Source organism: Sphingobium sp. WR1, from assembly GCF_059693745.1.
This window is the reverse complement of sequence record NZ_JCATID010000070.1, coordinates 1-2,700: the sequence shown is the minus strand read 5'-3', so window position 1 is coordinate 2,700 and position 2,700 is coordinate 1. Positions and strand designations below refer to the sequence as shown.

At 66.2% G+C, this 2,700-nt stretch carries 4 protein-coding genes and 1 pseudogene; 3 read left to right on the top strand and 2 right to left on the bottom strand.

Annotation, left to right across the window (positions count from 1 at the left end; translation table 11 throughout):
* From AC58EF_RS28335 to AC58EF_RS28325, 3 genes are all read left to right on the top strand, one after another.
* On the top strand, positions 1–88 hold an 88-nt coding region (locus tag AC58EF_RS28335; protein WP_497279688.1), incomplete at its 5' end, for a hypothetical protein.
* 61 nt (positions 89–149) lie between these two features.
* The gene (locus AC58EF_RS28330; protein ID WP_497279687.1) at positions 150–1,025 is read left to right on the top strand and encodes a sugar phosphate isomerase/epimerase family protein; all 876 of its coding nucleotides are present in this window, start codon (positions 150–152) and stop codon (positions 1,023–1,025) included.
* A 10-nt stretch (positions 1,026–1,035) separates the two neighbouring features.
* A complete protein-coding gene (locus tag AC58EF_RS28325; RefSeq protein WP_497279686.1) occupies positions 1,036–1,992 on the top strand; it encodes an alpha/beta hydrolase in 957 nt (318 codons plus the stop codon).
* Between the two features lie 25 nt (positions 1,993–2,017).
* On the opposite strand, the gene AC58EF_RS28320 is transcribed toward AC58EF_RS28325, so the two are convergent.
* Both AC58EF_RS28320 and AC58EF_RS28315 read right to left on the bottom strand, forming a co-directional pair.
* Positions 2,018–2,170 carry an aldo/keto reductase gene (locus tag AC58EF_RS28320; RefSeq protein WP_497279685.1) on the bottom strand — a complete coding sequence of 51 codons (153 nt, stop codon included), beginning with the start codon at positions 2,168–2,170 and terminating at the stop codon, positions 2,018–2,020.
* Positions 2,171–2,195: 25 nt separating this feature from the next.
* Positions 2,196–2,700 (bottom strand): annotated as a pseudogene (locus AC58EF_RS28315) (transposase); the annotation flags it as partial.

Below are 2,700 nucleotides of genomic sequence, written 5' to 3'. Positions count from 1 at the left end.
ACTCGGCCGCCGCAAAATGGTCGGCGGGCAGGAGGATATGATCGTCGATGTCGCGCTCGACATGCTCAAGGCGCGCGAAACAGCCTGATCAGCGCTCCGGTCGGGCGATATGGTCCGACCGGACCGATAAAGAGAAGGAGGAGGGGTGCGTGACGGCGCAGAGAAGCCTGTCGCTCGATCATCTTACCGTAACCGACACGACCCCGTGGCGGCTTGCAGAGCTTGCCGCCGCGACGGGCTGCACCGGCATATGCCCCTTCCTTCATGCGATGGACGTTTTGCCTGCGATGCCGCGCTATGATCTCATCACCGATCGCGGCGCACGTCGGACCACCCGGAACGCGCTGGCGCAGAACAATATCACCATTGACCTCCTCTATCCCTTCACCATGGCCGGGCGCACGATCGTCGCCGATTTCGCGCCCGCGCTGGAGGCCGGTGCGGAACTGGGCGCCCCGCTCGCCAATGTCCTGTGCTATGATCGCGATCCCGCCCGGCGCGCCGGGAAACTGGCCGAACTCGCCGAACTCGCCGCGCCCTATGGCATCGGCCTTGCCATCGAATTCTACCCGCCCTCGCAGGTTCGCACCCTCGCGCAAGCGCTTGCTGAAATCGAGCGGATCGGTCGCACGGATGTCGGCGTCACCGCCGATCTGCTGCATATCATGCGCGGTGGCGATGTGGCGGCCAGCATGGCGCTGCTCGCGCATCCTTCGATCCGCATCGCCCAGCTTTCCGACGGACCGGCGGAGATGCCGCCCGATCGGATCGAATGGGAAGCAGGCCTCCAGCGCCAGTTGCCCGGCGAAGGCGGTTTCGACATTCGCGCCTTCGCGGCCGCGCTGGCGCCGCATGTCCCGATCAGCGTGGAAACGCCCCGGCAGGCGGCTCTCGACGCCGGCATGTCCGCGCTGGAACGCGCCCGCGCGGCGGTGAAAGCGGCGCGCAATTGCCTCCTCCAATTGGACGATGATGGTGCCGCCGGCCGGCGTTACCCATCGGTGACAGGCAAAGATGAACAATAGGACGAAGATGATGCATGACCTCGTTGATCCGGCCCTGCTGCCGGGTCTGGACCTGATGCCGGCTCTCGACCTCAATGCGCAGAGTCTGCTCGCGATCCGCCAGGGCATGGAACAGATGACGGCGATGGCGCCGGAACCGGAAGGAACCGGCGTCACCTGGCGCGAGGATCATGTGGCGACAGCGGACGGCCGCCATATATCGGTGCGCATCTACACGCCTGCCGGCGCGTCCGTCACACTGCCCGCCATCCTTCACATTCACGGCGGCGGCTATGTGATGGGATCGGTCGCCACCAACCATGGCTCCAACCTGCTGCTGGCGGCGGCGGTCGGGGCGGTGATCATCTCGGTGGACTACCGGCTGGCTCCCGAAACGGTCGCTCCTGGCGCGGTCGAGGATTGCTATGCGGCGCTTGGCTGGCTCCATGATCAGGCGGCGCAACTCGGCATCGATCCGACGCGCATCGCGGTGCGCGGCGAAAGCGCTGGCGGCGGGCTGGCGGCGGCGCTCTGCCTGCTGGCGCGCGATCGGGGCGGCCCGGCGATCGCGCACCAGAATCTCATTTATCCGATGCTTGACGATCGCACCTGCATCGCACGGCTGGTCGATCATCTGGGCGCCTTTGTCTGGACCCCGCAGGCCAATGCCTTTGGCTGGCGCTCGCTTCTGGGGCAGGCGCCGGGCGGGGCCGACATATCCCCCTATGCCGCGCCCGCCCGTGCGACCGACCTGACCGGTCTGCCGCCCGCGTTCATCGCGGTTGGTGCGCTCGACCTGTTTCTGGTCGAAGACATGGACTATGCCCGCCGCCTGATCGAGGCGGGCGTGGCCACCGAACTCCATGTCCATGCCGGCGCCTATCATGGCTTCGACGTGCTGCCCGATGCACCGGCGTCCCTGCGGATGAAGCGGGACGCCGTCGCTGCCCTGCGTCGCGCCTTGCATGGAGAGGACGGGGCGGCCTGACCGTCCCGTCCCGGTGCGCCGCGATTTATGCGGCGCGTAGTTCGGCCAGTTCGTCGGTCGACAGGGTAAGCCTGGCCGCCCCTACGCTCTCCTCCACCCGTGCCGGACTGGACGCGCCGAAGATCGGGATCACCTGTTGCGGCTGGTTCATCAGATAGGCGAGCGCAACCTCCGACACGGTCGCGCCATGGCGCGCGGCAACCGCCCTGGCTGCCGCGAAGCACGTTTTGTTGGCGTTCTATGGTCTGTCGACGCAAGCCCATGGCGTCAGGCAGCCTGTCGAGCCGCTGCTGCATCTCATCCAGTACCGCCTCATGGGTCCACCGCTTTACGCGCTTCACTTTCTCTGGCGTGCAGCGAGGCCGGAGTTGGCAGGCGGGGCAGGCAGCGAGATTGCGATACTGGTCAATGTCACCGTGATGATCGACGCGGACCCTGCCGCGGGTCAGGTGAGCACCGGCTGGGCAGGTGTAATGATCATGGACGGCATCGTAGATGAAGTCGGGCTTCGTGAAATGGCCGTGCTTTGCCCGACCTGTGGTGTCGACCTTCGGCACGCAAGGCAAGACACCCGTTCCTGCGCATTCCAGCACCTGCGCACCGTTGTAATAGCCGCGATCCGCCAACACCGTGAGTTGATCGGATCCTATGGCCTCCAGCGCCGCTCGCCCCATCGGCGCCAACTGGGTACGATCATGTCCATCGTTC